The following is a 13,468-nucleotide window of genomic DNA, read 5'->3' as shown; positions in this document are numbered from 1 at the left end:
TACCGTCACTATCCAAGCCGGCAAGCACACCCTGACCGCTGCTGAACCGCCACCACCCGACCTCGCCGAAATCCTCGCAAACATCCACAGCCTACGTGCGCACTAGCCTGATAAAAGTCGGGTCAGATTTCTGGTCGGCCTCATCAAGACCATTCGCTAACTCGCGTAGACGGTACGAGGTGCTGAGCAGCGTGTCGACTTCGCTGCGGGTGAACATGATTTCTCGGACCCCACGGGGGCGAGTCAGCCTGAGTGCGGACAAGCGCCGCAGCACATCGGCGATACCCGACTCCAATTCCAGCACCCGTTGCTGGTCTGCTCGGAGCGCCTGAACGAAACCTTCGAAGGGATTCGATTCATCCATTTGAGCGTGTTCGACGGCCTGAAGCACAAGGACGCGCTTCTTCAGCGCGATGGCCAACTCCGCGAGATCGAGGTGGGCTCGGAACAGGCCACCTTCGTCTTTGTCGATCCCATCGAATTTGGTTCTCAGCTTGGCGATTTCGACGGGTCCGTCACCTAACTCTGCGATGGCGGCCTGCCACTTCTTCAGTCGGCTGTCTGCCTCAGCGACGGCGGTATCGATCGCGTATACGGCCGGGCTCAATCCCACCGAAGCACCGATGCGCCCCTGGTCAAGCAGAATAGCGGTCGCCTTGTCGATCGCCGCTCTGCAACCGTTGAGCGCAGTGCGTTCGCGCTGGAGGTTGTCATCGTGTAGCTTCTCCAGCAGCGAGGTGATGTTGTCAATCGCCTGCTGACGCTTTTGGTCGGCGTATGCACTCATGCCGACGGCGACCGCCATCAGCACGAGTGGTGCCGCGACGGTCATTGCACCCGCTCCCGCGGCTGCCATTCCAGCGGTGGCCGCCGAGCCTCCCGCAGCACCGGCGGCTGCGGCTTCTCCAGCGGCAACCGGTACGAAGGTCGCCTGAGCGGCGATACCGGACGACCCTGTCATAGCGCTGTGGACCCCGCCTGATACCGCCTTCGAGGCCATCGGCTTGACCAATCCGTTGCTGACCTGAGAAGCGACTTTGGCGGGCACGACCATTCGGTACAGCGTCTCGCCGCCGACTCCAGCGACAGCAGCCTGCGGCGGCTTGGACGTCCCCGCAATTAGCCGCGACAGGTGTGTGGCCAGTGGGCTTGCGGCGTCAAGGTGCAAGCCTTTGCTGCGATCAATGCTCGTCGCCAACGGGTGGGCTTCTAGCGTTGCGATGGGCGCATCGGCCATCGCCGCGAGCACCGTCCGCAACTCGCCAAGGCGAGCGGGAGTCATTGCGTCGGCAGTGAGCGTCGGCACCGTGATGTCACGCGTGGCCAACGTCCACACGGGCACCAGCGTCTCTTCGCTGTCCGCCACTGCTCGACCCCTCTCCTATCTCCGCCGAGATCATATTCTGCACCTGCGACAAAAGATCATGAGTTGACACGTCGACTTCAACAACGACCGCAAGATCCGCTCACGTCAAGTCCAAGTGGTATGGGTAGTGGCGGCCGACCGAGACACAACGCGGGACGCCCGAAATTGTCGGCGCAGCGGGGTAGCTTCCGGATCAGGGCGCCCACGACCCCGGTGGGTGCTCACAGCCCACATGAAAGGCGTTTGCAATGGGATTCGAGTTCAAGATCGATACCGAGGCTCTGAAACAGTTCGAGCAGGACTTGCAGAAGCGATTCGACGGCAAGAGGATCAGCATTCCACTCGAAGGCTCCGAGGAAGACGCTGTCCGCGACGTCCGCAAGCAGCTCGTGGACATGGGTCTGACGCCCAACGACGCCGAGATCGCCGGGTACGTGCGGGATGCTCGCCGCCAAATGGACTCTCATTTACGAAGAGCCCCAAAACCACCGGCGCCCTCGATATAGCGCTGCTGCCGCCGCTGGTCCGCCGGGACAACATCGAGGAGATCACAACGGGTACGGCTTCATCACCGTCGATGAATGCCACCGCGTCCAGCGAAAGACCGAGTACGAGCACTCCAGCTCCGCCAACGAGTGCTGTAGCTACGAGGCACTCGTCGTCAGGGTCAGGTAGGCGGATGTGCCGTCAACGAGTTCCCAATTTCCTAGGCGTGCCGCGCGGCGCCCAGCGGCAGCCGCTGCAAGAGCAAAAAGCGGCTAGTACTTTGGGTGACCCAATGGTCGTGGTATGTAACCCGCGGTTTCCATTGGTGTCTTTCCTTCCCCGACGCACGATTGGCCGCCCAGGTTGTTGTGAGCCGGGATTCGTTCAAAAACCGTCAGACGCATCCTCTTTGCGCAGTCGGGGCATTTACCTGACGATTTAGAGTCGGGGAGATCGACGGCGACCTCTTTGCCGCTTCCAGAACATCTGACTTTGGTGAACTGAAGGAAATGCGATTTCAAACGCCTGGTTTCCATTAAGACCTTGACGCGTTGGCCGCACGAGGGACACTCCAGCGTGGGCGACTCATGGGGGATTTTCGGTCTTCCCGACACAGTCCGTCACCTCGCAAGCATCAAGTAATTTCGCAAATTCTAGCCTCGATCATGAATGCTGCATGGTTCAGCCGGCTGGCGTAGCTAACCAGATCAACCGCAGGAGCAGGTCAAGAGGCAGCTGCGTGCGCAGCCGGCAGAGGCTGCACAGGAATGCCCAGCAGAGTCCGGAAGCCTTCGGCTGTGCGGAGGTGGCGTACGAGGTGCTCCACGTATGCAGGGCTGTAGGTGTAATCGCGGTGTGGTTCGTCATAGCGGCAGTACTGTTCCATCGTCCGCGCGGGATGAGCGCTATCGACCGGTGGCCGGATCGATTCGGCTTTCCACGCCTTGACGAAGTGGCTCATGTTGAATCGGAACGGAATTCGTGCTGCAACTGCCGTCACGACTTGGTGGGGCTTCATCCATCCGCAGTTAGTCACATCGCGCTGCTGTTCCCGCACCAGTACCAAGCCCGTCTGCTGTAAGACAGCTTTTTGTTCCTCCGTCATGTCGGCCTCCCGGATAAACCGGATCGGTGAACCGGATGCCGAATTCTTAACCAGTTCCAAAAACACACGAAGGCGCAGGTCGTACTTGTTGTCGTTCCGCACTTCTTCGGGTAGGGCTTCTGCCGATTGGACGATGAACCGGTTCAACTCGCTCGGCAACTGAGAGTGCAGTCGTTCGAGCGCTTGCTGTCCCTCAGTGGTGAAGGATCCGATGAAAAGTGGGAACCGCAGCTTAGTCGCCAAGGTGAACTGGGCCCCGAACTGGAAAGTCAGCTCCTCTTCGAAATTGAGGATGAGCGCCTGCGACTTCCCGCCAACCGCGAGCGCCAACTCCTGCTGGAACCGCGTGTACCGATGCTCGATCTTGTTTCGGAGCGCAATAAAGAATTCAATATTGGCTCGGACCGGGCTCTGATCCGGCCAGCGTTCGGTAACGCACCTGGCCAGCTCCCATAGTTTCGGTTCGCCATCGACCCGCTCGAGCCGGCGCGGATTGTCTTTCTGCCTATAGCGGATGTCGACGTTGTCCCGCTTGAGTTCGGCGTGTAGCAGGTAAAGCCACGCCAAGTGCATGTGGACTACGAAACCTTCGAACGACCGAGGTTCTGACGGGTCGTTGTACAAGCGCACCGCCAGACAGGCCTCTGCGCAGGCAGCATTCACCGACGCCTTCCAATGTCCGGGGCGCGCCACGGCAGATCACTTCCTTTCGGTGAATCACCGTATCGCCCAGAGTCGGCAAAGCGGCGGACGCGGCGCGGCGTGTCGCTAGGCAACTCCGGCAGTTAGTCAGCATGCCGAGCGATGTTCAAGCCCTCGGGGCCGGTCCGGCGGCCGAAGCCGGTAGGTGTCCCGCGTGCAGTCTGCGCCCCTTGGCGAGCCAATCGGGGCCGCGCTGTCTAGCGTCGCCATCTCGCGCCAACATGCCGCCATCATTGCTCAGGCCCATCGTCAACCTGGCGCCTCCTTTCGGAACAGCCGCCACTGCGCGCCGCTCCCTCGCCACTCATACATCGTGATTCCCGCCCCGCGTTTCAGCGGCCAAGAGACGAGACGGGGACATGTTGAGAGTTCCACGTGATTGCGCGCTGCGTGTCGGCACAGGGGGTACGCCGTTCGCCCCGAAGGTCTCGGTAGTCTGCCCCTGATGGAGCAGGCGTTAACGCAAGCCTTAGCTGCGCTGAGCCCGGTACCGCTGCCGGTGGCGCACGGAATTGCCAACGACGACTGGCTCGCCGCGGACCAGCCTCACTTCGACGTGTCGTTCCCGCGATTGACGTTCTCGGTGTAGACCTCGCCGAGTGCCGGAACGAAGACCGAGAGAAGACCATCCGGCTCCGCGTGGCCCGGGTAGTGCCCGCGCCAAGACCGCTGCGCATAACCCGACGCTCGGGTTTCGGGGTCGCCACGCTGGAGGACCACCCTCCGCCGGAAACGCCGTGCACCGGTGGAAACTACCGGTGCGCCGTACCCCAGCGCCAGCACCCCAACCATTTCGGTTTGTGTGCCACGTCGCTGCCCGACATGTCAACCGGCTAAGGGCTCTTTGCACTGCAGATGACCCCTGCAGTCGGGCGCACCCACTAGGACTTAGTACTGCTAATTTCACCGCCTCCCGACCATCACACCTCTTGCACTCAGGTCTCGCATCTATAACAATTCGTCCAGACGTTTTTCGTGGGATGCCGTGGTAATGGGCGTTGACAAAGTGGCCTCAGAGGCAAGAACGGTCTCGGAAAGAGTGTGCCCGCGCTGCGGTACGTCGTTCGAAGTGCCCGAGAAGGGGCCGGGTCGACGACCCCTGTGGTGCTCCCCCGGCTGCCGGAGGCGAGCCTCCGCGGAGCGCATCGCAGCCCGTAACTCCGGCGCGGCGGTGCGCGTCGTCGAGGTGCCTCGCGCGCACCGCCCCGACCCTGATGCGCGCCTACCGCTGCCCTCCATGGAGACCCTGGCGCGTCTATTCCTTAGCTCGGACTACCAGTGCAAAACACTCCTACAGCGCCTTGTACACCGCTACGCCGCAGGCGACATTGGCGACGAGTTGCGGTCCGCGATGGAGCAATTCGCGGCCTCGGTACAGCTCCACCAGGCCCTGTCAGAGGACCCCGCGTATCGGCAGGCCCGCGACGAGCTCGAGAGGCTCCGTGAACGTCTACGCAAGGATGTCGAAGCGGCCGATCGGCGCGACCGGGAACTGGCCCGCCTGCGCGGCGAGTCTGAGAAGTTGCGGCGATTGCGAATCCGCGTGGCGGAATTGGAGTCTGTCGTGGCGAGCACCCCGTACCCGCTGCAGCAGGCCGGCCAGCACGAGGTCACGCTCAGCCGCCAGCAGCGCCGCGCAGCAGAACGCGCCGCCCGCAAAACGCACTACTGAGCCGACAGGCACAGAGCGAAGGTCCAGCGGCAGCTCACCACCACGTACCGCGCTGGTGAGCGCCAAATATCCGCCAATTCTCGTCACCGCCGGCCGTCGCGTAACGCCACCGCCAGCTCTAGCCTTTAGACACGAGGTACCGCACGACACCGACGCATGAAGCTGGCGCCGGCCGACGCGGGGAGGGAACGTAGCGCGATGGCCTTATTAGACGGGCACTGGTACAGCTCAGCCGAACTTGCCGAGCTGCTCCACGTCGACGCATCTACTATTCGGCGCTGGCGTACATCGCATCCGCCCAAAGGCCCGGCGTTCGTACGCGTTTCGGACCGGGTGTACATGTATAACTCCAACGATGTCGAAGCATGGTTGTCCAGTCGGCATGTCGACCCTGGCGCGGTCGCGTGATGGCCGAAGAACTGACACTGCCCCTTGGTGTTTCGTTATCAGTTGACATCGAGGAGCGCCCCACCCGGGCAACTCCCTTTCGCGCTCGGGTCCGCTGGATCGACCCCGCCACCAAGAGCCGGACCTCGAAATCCGCGTCCTTCCCAACGCGTGAAGCGGCGGTCTCCTGGGCCGCCCGGATGGAACGCGCCGCGGCGCACGGAGTCGACCCGAAGACGGCCACGACGACGCTGGCGGAATACGGCACCACCAACATGACATTGGCATTGCGGGGGCTTGAGTCCAAGACCACCGATCCCTATCTGGCCGGCTGGCGCAAGCGCGTTGTCCCGACGCTCGGGCACCTGCCCATTGCCATGATCACCAACGGTGCAGTGGACCGTGCTGTGCACGCGTGGATCGCCGACGAATGCAGTCGGTCAACTGTCAAGAACAGCCTTGCCGTGCTCGTCCGCGTTATGGAACAAGCGCTCCGGGACGGCATCATCGACCGCAATCCGGCTCGTGTCACCGGCTGGCAGCGCCAATACAAGCTCGCCGAGGACGAACTCGACGATCCACGGGCGCTTGCGCTCCCGAACTGGACTGCCCTCACCACCCTCGCCGACGCACTCGTCGCCCGGTCTGCGGACCATTATCGGGGTTGGGGTGATGCCGTCATCTTCGAAGCGTGCACCGCCGCCCGCATCGGCGAAGTGGCCGGATGCCTGGTGCGCGACATCAACACCCACGAATGGATCTGGACGGTGCGCCGTCAGACCACCCCATCGCCGGGTGGCTTGGTGGACAAGAACACCAAGGGCAAACGTGCGCGCGAAGTCCCGTTGATCCCGGCCATCCGCGAACTCGTCCAGCGACGGATAGACCTCGTCGCAAGCAACCCCGATGCGCGACTCTTCACCGGTCCCAGGGGCGGAAAGATCACCACAGCCACGCTGCGCGACGCCACCTCGTGGGACGCCGTGGTCACCCAGCTCGGTTACGAAAAACTCACGCGCCATGGCTTAAGGCATACGGGGCTGACGTGGATGGCCGACGCCGGTGTCCCGGTACACATCCTCCGCAAGATCGCCGGTCACGGCGCGCTCACGACGACCCAGCGCTATCTGCACCCCGACCGGCAATCCGTCATCAACGCAGGTGACCTGCTTGAGCGACACTTGTGGTCCCCAAGTGGTCCCCAACTCCGCGTCATCTCATCCTGACCTAACCGCGTCACGGCAGGTCAGGGCATATTTGTCTGGTCGGGCTGACAGGATTTGAACCTGCGACCACTTGACCCCCAGTCAAGTGCGCTACCAAACTGCGCCACAGCCCGCGCGCCGGCGGTTGCACCGGCAGCAGGTCGAAAGCCTACCGTAAAGGATTGGCCTGCCGGGCAAGCGACCTCCCGTCAGTCACCAGTGAAGGACGCCGGCACGCCCAGGCGCAGGCGCGGACCATGAGATGACCCGCAGACACGCCAGCACCGGCGCTAGCGGATTTCGAACAGCGCGATACCTCCAGACACAGTCCACGCCACTCAGCGCCGCCGGGCCCCGCGCTTCTCCCGCACCCGCACGTTGATCCGGATCGGCGTCCCCTCGAACCCGAACGCCTCGCGCAGCCGCCGCTCCAGGAAACGCCGGTACCCGGCCTCGAGAAAGCCGGTGGTGAACAGCACGAAAGTCGGCGGCCGGGCGGCGGCCTGGGTGGCGAACAGGATGCGCGGCTGCTTGCCGCCCCGCACCGGCGGCGGGGTGGCCGCCACCACTTCCTTCAGCCAGGAGTTCAGCGGGCCGGTGGCGATCCGGGTGTCCCACGACGCCAGGGCGGTCTCCATCGCCGGCACCAGCTTGGCCACCGCGCGACCGGTTTTCGCGGAGATGTTGACCCGCGGCGCCCACCGCAGCTGCACCAGCTCGCGGTCGATCTCGCGTTCCAGCAGCTCGCGGCGGTCCTCGTCGACCAGATCCCATTTGTTGAACGCCAACACCAGGGCCCGGCCGGCTTCGATCACCATGGACAGCACCCGCTGGTCCTGCTCGGTGAGCGGGGCCGACGCGTCGATCAGCACGATCACCACCTCGGCCGCGTCGATGGCCGAGTGCGTGCGCACCGACGCATAGAACTCGTGGCCGCTGGCCTGCCCCACCTTGCGCCGCAGACCCGCGGTGTCGACGAACCGCCACACCCGATCGCCCAGCTCGATCAGCGAGTCCACCGGGTCCACCGTCGTCCCGGCCACATCGTGCACCACCGAGCGCTGATCGCCGGCCAGCTTGTTCAACAGCGAGCTCTTGCCCACGTTCGGCTTGCCCACCAGCGCCACCCGCCGCGGCCCGCCGGGCCTGGGCGCCACCTCGGACACCTCGGGCAGCGCGGCCAGCACCTCGTCGAGCAGGTCGGCCACCCCGCGCCCGTGCATCGCGCTGATCGGGTGCGGCTCGCCGAGGCCCAGCGACCACAGCATCGCCGCGTCGGCCTCGGCCTTGTCGCTGTCAACCTTGTTGGCGGCCAAGAAGACCGGCTTCCCCGACCGCAGCAGGATCCGGGCGGCGGCCTCGTCGGCGGTGGTGGCGCCGACGAGCGCGTCGACCACCAGGATCACCGCGTCGGCGGTGCGCATGGCCACCGACGCCTGTTCGGCGACCAGCTGCTGCAGCCCCTTGGCGTCGGGCTCCCATCCCCCGGTGTCCTGCACGACGAATCGGCGCCCGGTCCACAGCGCGTCGTAGGACACCCGGTCGCGGGTGACGCCCGGCACGTCCTGCACCACCGCCTCCCGGCGGCCCAGGATCCGGTTCACCAGCGTCGACTTGCCGACGTTGGGCCGCCCCACCACCGCCACCACCGGCGCGGGAGGCGCGTGCGCCGCCTCGTCGAGCTCGAATTCGACCGCCTCCCAGTCGCTTTCGTCGCTCCATGTTCCGTCGTGAGTCACCGCGCCACTTCGCTTCGCTGCCTGACCAGATCCCGCAGGTGGTCGATCACCTGCGCCTCGGTCATGTCACTGGTGTCGACCACCACCGCGTCGGGAGCCGCCCGCAACGGCGACACCCGCCGGGTGGAATCCAGGTGGTCGCGCCGGCGCACGTCGGCGAGCACCGCCTCGTAGTCGTCGGCCAGCCCCGCCGCCACGTTCTGGTCGTTGCGCCGCCGGGCCCGGGTCTCGGCCGAGGCGGTCAGGAAGATCTTCACCGGCGCGTCGGGCAGCACCACGGTGCCGATGTCTCGGCCCTCGACGACGATACTGCCGGGGCCGGAAGCCATTTCGCGCTGCAAGCCGACCAGGCGGGTGCGCACGGCGGGAACCGACGACACCGCGGACACAGCCGCGGTGACCTTGTCGCCCCTGATCTCGGTGGAAACGTCTTCTCCGGCAAGGAAATAACGGTCACCGTCGGGGTGATAGTCCACCGACATCTGCACCGCCTGCGCGGCGCGCCCGACGGCTTCGGCATCGGCCGGGTCGATGCCGGCGCGCAACACCGCCAGCGTCACCATCCGGTACATTCCCCCGGTGTCCAGATAGCGCGCACCCAGCGCGCGCGCCAATCCCTTTGAGACGGAGGACTTCCCGGTCCCCGCGGGGCCGTCGATGGCCACCACGACGTCGGCGCTCACAGCCCGACCGCCTGGTAGAGCCGGCCCACCTCGTCGCGTCCCAGCGCCCGAATGCTGCCCGGCCGCTGCTTGCCCAGGGAAATCGGCCCGATGTCGGTGCGCACCAACGACTCGACCGGGAAGCCCGCGGCCGCCAGCAGCCGGCGCACAATGCGATTCCGCCCCTCGTGCAACGTCACCCGCACCAGCGTCTTGCCCGGGATGGCGTCCACCACCGCGAACTCGTCGACCCGCGCCATCCCGTCGTCCAGCTCGATGCCCGCGCGCAGCGTCTTGCCCAGCCCGCGCGGTATCGATCCGGTGACCGTCGCCAGATACGTCTTGGGCACCTCGTGGGAGGGATGCATCAACCGGTGCGCGAGTTCGCCGTCGTTGGTCAGCAGGATCAGCCCTTCGGTCTCGGCGTCCAACCGCCCGACGTGAAACAGGTTCTTGTTGCCGCGAACTCGGCGTTCGATCAGGTCGCCGATGCACGGCCGGCCGCGGTCGTCCGACATCGTCGAGTGCACCCCGCGCGGCTTGTTCAGCGCCAGATAGACCTGCGACTCGTCGAGGACCACCCGGGCCCCGTCGACCCGGATCACCGCGGCATCCGGGTCGACGCGGGTGCCCAGCTCGGTCACCACCTGCCCGTCCACCTCGACGCGGCCGTCGACGATCAACTTCTCGGCGGCCCGCCGCGACGCGATTCCGGCCTGCGACAACACCTTTTGCAGCCGGATGCCCTGAGCTTCGACCATCAATCCTGGTCCACGTCGAACGTCAGCGCCGCATCGGAGGCCTGACCGCCGGAGAGTTTGACGAAACGTGGCTCGCTGTCCAGGGATTCGCTCAAGTCCTCGATCGTGTCGACGTCGGGAAGCAGGGGCGCGATGTCGGGCAGGTCGGCCAACGACGTCAGCCCGAGCCGCTCCAGGAACAGGTCGGTGGTGGCGAACGTGGTCGCGCCGGTGTCCTCGTCGACCCCGGCCTCGGTGATCAGGCCGCGGGCCAGCAGCGTGCGCATCACGGCGTCCACGTTCACCCCGCGCACCGCGCTCACCCGCGCCCGGGTCACCGGCTGGCGGTAGGCGACGACGGCCAGCGTCTCCAGCGCGGCCCGGGTCAGCTTGGACCGCGCCCCGTCCAGCAGCAGCTTCTCCACATAGGGCGCGAACCGGGCCCGGGTGTACATCCGCCAGCCCTCGCTGGTTTTGCGCAGGTCGATGCCGCTGTCGCGGGCGGTGAGCTCGTCGGCCATCTCCTGCAGCTTCGTGGCGATCCGGTACACCGGCTGCTGGGTCGCGGCGGCCAGCGCCTCCGCGGTGACCGGGGTGTCCACCACCAGCAGCAGCGCCTCCAGCACCGACCCGAGTTCCCCGGACTCCATGGGTGCGGCCTCGGCGATCTCCGGGATGCCCGCCTCGAGCTCGGAGTCGAGATCGACGTCCGGCGCGTTCTCGCTCACAATTCGTCCCGCACTTCTACCAAGGTTTCACCGACCGGACGTTCCCCGGTCCACGAGATTTGGAGCACGCCAAGCGGCTCTGACTGCTCGAATGCTACCGCCCGGGACCGATACAGTTCGAGTAGCGCCAGGAACCGGCCCACCACCTCCATTGATCCCTCGCAGTCGGCGACCAGCTCGGAGAACGTCGCCCACTGCCCGCTGCCCCGCGCTTCCAGGATGGCCAGCAACTTGCGCGCCTGCTCGGGGACCGAGACCTTCACCTCGTGCAGGTGCCCCACCGACACCGTCGGAACGGGCCGCGGGCTGAACGCGACCGCCGCGATCTGGGCGAACCGTTCGGCGTCGACGCCCAGCATCACCTCGGGCAGCAGTTGGGTGAACCGGTCCTCCAGCGACACCGCGCGCGGATAGCTGCGCAGGGCACTGGCCTCCAGCTCGGCGAACATCTCGGCGACGTGCTTGAACGCCCGGTACTGCAGCAGCCGGGCGAACAGCAGGTCGCGCACCTCCAGCAGGGCGAGGTCTTCGTCGTCGTCGACCTGTCCGGCCGGCAGCAGCCGGGCGGCCTTCAGGTCGAGCAGCGTGGCGGCGACGACCAGGAACGCGGTGGTCTCCTCCAGCTCCAGCTTGGGGCCGATCTCGCGGGTGTAGGCGATGAAGTCGTCGGTGACCTGGTGCAGCGCCACCTCGGTCACGTCCAGCCGGTGGGCGAAGATCAGCTGCAGCAGCAGATCGAACGGCCCCTCGAAATTGGTCAGGCGGACCTGAAAACCGGTCTGGGGTTGCGCCTCACCGTTTGCGGTCGCGTTCACGCGCCGAATCGGTCGATGAACTCGCGGGCCAGCGCGCGGTAGGCGATGGCCCCGGTGGAGCGCGGGGCCCAGGTGGTGATGGGCTCGCCTGCCACGCTGGTCTCCGGGAACCGGACGGTGCGGGTGATGACGGTGTCGAAGACCAGGTCGCCGAAGCGTTCGACGACGCGGGCCATCACCTCGCGCGCGTTGACGGTCCGCGGGTCGTACCGGGTGAGCAGGATCCCGCTGATTTCCAGCTTCGGGTTGAGCCGGTCGCGCACCTTGTCCACGGTGTCGGTGAGCAACGCCAGGCCGCGCAGCGAGAAGTACTCGCACTCGGTGGGGATCACCACACCGTCGGAGCAGGCCAGCCCGTTCACGGTGAGCAGGCCCAGCGACGGTTGGCAGTCGATCAGCACGTAGTCGTAGCGGTCCAGCACCGGGTGCAGCGCCCGGCCCAGCGTCTGCTCGCGGCCGACCTCGTTGACCAGCTGGATCTCGGCCGCCGACAGGTCGATGTTGCTGGGCACCAGGTCCATGTGCTTGACCCGGGTCTGAAGCAGCACGTCGTCGATCGACACACGCGGCTCGACCAGCACGTTGTGGATGGTCTTCTCCAGCTCGTAGTGCGGCACACCCAGGCCTGCCGACAGCGCGCCCTGCGGGTCCATGTCCACCAGCAGCACCCGGCGACCGTACTCGGCGAGCGCCGCACCCAGGTTGATGGTGGACGTGGTCTTCCCGACGCCGCCCTTCTGGTTGCACATGGCGACGACTTTGGCCGGGCCGTGCGAGGTGCGCGGCTGTGGCTCCGGGATCGCCCGCGGTGGCCGCCCGGTCAGGCCGAGCTCGACGCCGTTGTCCGGCCGCTCGGTCATGGCGGGGGTGTTCGGGAGGTGAACATCGTCGGAAAGTCTAACGGGTTCGTCGCGCGAAACCCGGCGACCCGCAGGCAATCAACCAGCCAATATGGGCGGAAATCGGTGGTAGGACGCACATCCGGACAGCCTATTCACTTCCGCCACACCAGCACCAGTTTGGGGGTGGGGACGCCGGGCGAAAAACCGCCGTCGCGGGCACCGGCACGGTCGCCGACGCGCCTATGGTGGCGGCTATGGACCTCAAGCGACGGATACCCCTGCTGCGGTGGTCGGTCTGGCGCATGGCGGCCGGGGTGCAGAACATCACCACCACCGGCCAGATCGGTGACGGACGGGAAGCGGCCGCCGTCGAGTACGTGCTGCGCAACGCGCGGGCCGACGACATCGACGACGTGCTGGCCACCATCGACAGGTTCGCCTACCAGAAATCGATGCTGATCAACGTCGGCGACGAGAAGGGGCTGATCCTCGACGCCGCGGTGCGCCGCGCCGACCCGGACGTGGCGCTGGAGCTGGGCACCTACTGCGGCTACGGCGCGTTGCGGATCGCCCGGGCCGCCCCGGGCGCCCGGGTGTTCTCGGTCGAACTGGCCGAGGCCAACGCCGCCAACGCCCGCCGGATCTGGGCGCACGCCGGCGTCGCCGACCGGGTGACCTGCGTGGTGGGCACCATCGGCGACGGCGGGCGCACCCTGGACATCCTGGCCAACGAGCACGGATTCGCTGCCGGCACACTGGATTTCGTGTTTCTCGATCACGACAAGGACGCCTACCTGGCCGACCTGAAGAGCATCATGGACCGGGGCTGGCTACATCCGGGCTCGATCGTGGTCGCCGACAACATCCGCTGGCCGGGCTCGCCGAAGTACCGCGAGTACATGCATGTCCAGCAGGGCAAGCGGTTCGACACCGTCGAGCACAAGACGCATGCCGAGTACCAGACCATGCTCTCCGACCTGATGCTGGAGTCCGAATACCTGGGCTGAGACGCGGCGCGC

At 66.0% G+C, this 13,468-nt stretch carries 14 protein-coding genes and 1 tRNA gene; 6 read left to right on the top strand and 9 right to left on the bottom strand.

What is annotated here, in order from left to right; translation table 11 throughout:
• Nucleotides 1–91 precede the first annotated feature (91 nt).
• A complete protein-coding gene (locus H7I87_RS26335) occupies nucleotides 92–1,366 on the bottom strand; it encodes a hypothetical protein (RefSeq protein WP_050483943.1) in 1,275 nt (424 codons plus the stop codon).
• 248 nt (nucleotides 1,367–1,614) lie between these two features.
• Here H7I87_RS26335 and H7I87_RS26330 point away from each other — a divergent pair, with 248 nt between their 5' ends.
• Entirely contained in the window at nucleotides 1,615–1,872 is a 258-nt protein-coding gene (locus H7I87_RS26330) for a hypothetical protein (protein ID WP_033727021.1), read from the top strand.
• Between the two features lie 704 nt (nucleotides 1,873–2,576).
• On the opposite strand, the gene H7I87_RS26325 is transcribed toward H7I87_RS26330, so the two are convergent.
• Nucleotides 2,577–3,650: a DUF3644 domain-containing protein gene (locus H7I87_RS26325; RefSeq protein ID WP_063967102.1), complete on the bottom strand. Its 1,074-nt coding sequence runs from the start codon at nucleotides 3,648–3,650 to the stop codon at nucleotides 2,577–2,579.
• Between the two features lie 454 nt (nucleotides 3,651–4,104).
• On the opposite strand from H7I87_RS26325, the gene H7I87_RS26320 reads away from it, so the two are divergent.
• The 4 genes from H7I87_RS26320 (at nucleotide 4,105) to H7I87_RS26305 (ending at nucleotide 6,944) form a co-directional block, all read left to right on the top strand.
• A complete protein-coding gene (locus H7I87_RS26320) occupies nucleotides 4,105–4,248 on the top strand; it encodes a hypothetical protein (RefSeq protein ID WP_167380286.1) in 144 nt (47 codons plus the stop codon).
• A gap of 648 nt (nucleotides 4,249–4,896) precedes the next feature.
• The gene (locus H7I87_RS26315) at nucleotides 4,897–5,331 is read left to right on the top strand and encodes a hypothetical protein (RefSeq protein WP_033727033.1); all 435 of its coding nucleotides are present in this window, start codon (nucleotides 4,897–4,899) and stop codon (nucleotides 5,329–5,331) included.
• A 156-nt stretch (nucleotides 5,332–5,487) separates the two neighbouring features.
• Nucleotides 5,488–5,739: a helix-turn-helix transcriptional regulator gene (locus tag H7I87_RS26310; RefSeq protein ID WP_308205919.1), complete on the top strand. Its 252-nt coding sequence runs from the start codon at nucleotides 5,488–5,490 to the stop codon at nucleotides 5,737–5,739.
• Nucleotides 5,739–6,944 carry a tyrosine-type recombinase/integrase gene (locus H7I87_RS26305; protein WP_033727023.1) on the top strand — a complete coding sequence of 402 codons (1,206 nt, stop codon included), beginning with the start codon at nucleotides 5,739–5,741 and terminating at the stop codon, nucleotides 6,942–6,944. The genes H7I87_RS26310 and H7I87_RS26305 overlap by 1 nt, the downstream gene beginning before the upstream one ends.
• 36 nt (nucleotides 6,945–6,980) lie before the next feature.
• On the opposite strand, the gene H7I87_RS26300 is transcribed toward H7I87_RS26305, so the two are convergent.
• From H7I87_RS26300 to H7I87_RS26270, 7 genes are all read right to left on the bottom strand, one after another.
• Nucleotides 6,981–7,057, bottom strand: a tRNA-Pro gene (locus H7I87_RS26300).
• Between the two features lie 204 nt (nucleotides 7,058–7,261).
• Nucleotides 7,262–8,662 (bottom strand): ribosome biogenesis GTPase Der, encoded by a 1,401-nt coding sequence (der, locus tag H7I87_RS26295; protein ID WP_019732782.1) that lies wholly within the window; start codon nucleotides 8,660–8,662, stop codon nucleotides 7,262–7,264.
• Nucleotides 8,659–9,345, bottom strand: a complete 687-nt coding sequence (cmk, locus tag H7I87_RS26290; protein WP_033720006.1) for a (d)CMP kinase — start codon at nucleotides 9,343–9,345, stop codon at nucleotides 8,659–8,661. Before cmk ends, der begins: the two co-directional genes overlap by 4 nt.
• Nucleotides 9,342–10,085 carry a pseudouridine synthase gene (locus tag H7I87_RS26285; RefSeq protein ID WP_031344368.1) on the bottom strand — a complete coding sequence of 248 codons (744 nt, stop codon included), beginning with the start codon at nucleotides 10,083–10,085 and terminating at the stop codon, nucleotides 9,342–9,344. The genes cmk and H7I87_RS26285 overlap by 4 nt, the downstream gene beginning before the upstream one ends.
• Nucleotides 10,085–10,792 (bottom strand): SMC-Scp complex subunit ScpB, encoded by a 708-nt coding sequence (scpB, locus tag H7I87_RS26280; protein WP_003876326.1) that lies wholly within the window; start codon nucleotides 10,790–10,792, stop codon nucleotides 10,085–10,087. The genes H7I87_RS26285 and scpB overlap by 1 nt, the downstream gene beginning before the upstream one ends.
• On the bottom strand, nucleotides 10,789–11,607 hold the full coding sequence (locus H7I87_RS26275; protein ID WP_003876325.1) for a segregation/condensation protein A: 819 nt from the start codon (nucleotides 11,605–11,607) through the stop codon (nucleotides 10,789–10,791). Before H7I87_RS26275 ends, scpB begins: the two co-directional genes overlap by 4 nt.
• Nucleotides 11,604–12,467: a ParA family protein gene (locus H7I87_RS26270; RefSeq protein ID WP_009977240.1), complete on the bottom strand. Its 864-nt coding sequence runs from the start codon at nucleotides 12,465–12,467 to the stop codon at nucleotides 11,604–11,606. The genes H7I87_RS26275 and H7I87_RS26270 overlap by 4 nt, the downstream gene beginning before the upstream one ends.
• A 236-nt stretch (nucleotides 12,468–12,703) precedes the next feature.
• Here H7I87_RS26270 and H7I87_RS26265 point away from each other — a divergent pair, with 236 nt between their 5' ends.
• The gene (locus H7I87_RS26265) at nucleotides 12,704–13,456 is read left to right on the top strand and encodes an O-methyltransferase (protein ID WP_063967101.1); all 753 of its coding nucleotides are present in this window, start codon (nucleotides 12,704–12,706) and stop codon (nucleotides 13,454–13,456) included.
• The last annotated feature ends 12 nt before the right edge of the window (nucleotides 13,457–13,468 follow it).

This window comes from Mycobacterium timonense (assembly GCF_025821985.1).
In the GTDB taxonomy this organism is placed as follows: Bacteria; Actinomycetota; Actinomycetes; order Mycobacteriales; family Mycobacteriaceae; genus Mycobacterium; species Mycobacterium avium.
Note: the sequence above shows the minus strand (reverse complement) of the source record. Positions and strands in the feature narration are given on the sequence as shown.

Bases quoted from the DNA above. Each gene is read 5' to 3' on its own strand.
- H7I87_RS26330 (WP_033727021.1), top strand. From the start codon at position 1,615: ATGGGATTCGAGTTCAAGATCGATACCGAGGCTCTGAAACAGTTCGAG.
- H7I87_RS26320 (WP_167380286.1), top strand. From the start codon at position 4,105: ATGGAGCAGGCGTTAACGCAAGCCTTAGCTGCGCTGAGCCCGGTACCG.
- H7I87_RS26315 (WP_033727033.1), top strand. From the start codon at position 4,897: ATGGAGACCCTGGCGCGTCTATTCCTTAGCTCGGACTACCAGTGCAAA.
- H7I87_RS26310 (WP_308205919.1), top strand. From the start codon at position 5,488: ATGAAGCTGGCGCCGGCCGACGCGGGGAGGGAACGTAGCGCGATGGCC.
- H7I87_RS26305 (WP_033727023.1), top strand. From the start codon at position 5,739: ATGGCCGAAGAACTGACACTGCCCCTTGGTGTTTCGTTATCAGTTGAC.
- H7I87_RS26285 (WP_031344368.1), bottom strand. From the start codon at position 10,085: ATGGTCGAAGCTCAGGGCATCCGGCTGCAAAAGGTGTTGTCGCAGGCC.
- H7I87_RS26270 (WP_009977240.1), bottom strand. From the start codon at position 12,467: ATGACCGAGCGGCCGGACAACGGCGTCGAGCTCGGCCTGACCGGGCGG.
- H7I87_RS26265 (WP_063967101.1), top strand. From the start codon at position 12,704: ATGGACCTCAAGCGACGGATACCCCTGCTGCGGTGGTCGGTCTGGCGC.